This window comes from Pectobacterium artocarpous, from assembly GCF_046159765.1.
Classification (GTDB): domain Bacteria; phylum Pseudomonadota; class Gammaproteobacteria; order Enterobacterales; family Enterobacteriaceae; genus Pectobacterium.
Genome location: NZ_JBJXVK010000059.1, coordinates 1 through 1,111, shown reverse-complemented (window position 1 = coordinate 1,111; position 1,111 = coordinate 1). Strand labels below are relative to the sequence as shown.

The window sequence follows — 1,111 nt, the reverse complement described above, 5'->3', positions numbered from 1 at the left end:
ACCGCTGCAATCACTACCGTTCTGGCTAAAACCTACGGTGGTAGTGCTCGTGCATTCGACCAGATCGATAACGCGCCAGAAGAAAAAGCTCGTGGTATCACCATCAACACGTCTCACGTTGAATACGATACGCCGACTCGCCACTATGCGCACGTTGACTGCCCAGGACACGCCGACTATGTGAAAAACATGATCACCGGTGCTGCCCAGATGGACGGCGCGATCCTGGTTGTTGCTGCGACTGACGGCCCAATGCCTCAAACGCGTGAGCACATCCTGCTGGGTCGTCAGGTAGGCGTTCCTTTCATCATCGTGTTCCTGAACAAATGTGACATGGTTGATGACGAAGAGTTGCTGGAACTGGTTGAAATGGAAGTCCGTGAGCTGCTGTCTCAGTACGATTTCCCTGGCGATGACACACCAGTCGTTCGCGGTTCTGCGCTGAAAGCGCTGGAAGGCGACGCTGAGTGGGAAGCAAAAATCATCGAGCTGGCAGAGCACCTGGATTCTTATATCCCAGAACCAGAGCGTGCGATTGACAAGCCATTCCTGCTGCCAATCGAAGACGTATTCTCCATCTCCGGCCGTGGTACTGTTGTGACCGGTCGTGTAGAGCGCGGTATCGTTAAAGTTGGTGAAGAAGTTGAAATCGTTGGTATCAAAGATACTGCGAAATCAACCTGTACTGGCGTAGAAATGTTCCGCAAACTGCTGGACGAAGGTCGTGCCGGTGAGAACGTAGGTGTTCTGCTGCGTGGTATCAAGCGTGAAGAAATCGAGCGTGGTCAGGTACTGGCTAAGCCGGGTTCAATCAAGCCACACACCCAGTTCGAATCAGAAGTGTATATCCTGAGCAAAGATGAAGGCGGTCGTCATACTCCGTTCTTCAAAGGCTACCGTCCTCAGTTCTACTTCCGTACGACTGACGTAACGGGCACCATCGAACTGCCAGAAGGCGTAGAAATGGTAATGCCGGGCGACAACATCAAAATGGTTGTTACCCTGATCCACCCAATCGCGATGGATGACGGCTTGCGTTTCGCAATCCGTGAAGGCGGCCGTACTGTAGGCGCGGGCGTTGTTGCTAAAGTTATCGCTTAATCGCTGATAA

The 1,111-nt window shown here is 52.5% G+C and carries 1 pseudogene; it reads left to right on the top strand.

The annotated features are described in order from the left end of the window. Positions 1 to 1,101: pseudogene (gene tuf / locus ACKQAD_RS20235) on the top strand (elongation factor Tu); the annotation flags it as partial. Positions 1,102 to 1,111 lie beyond the last annotated feature (10 nt).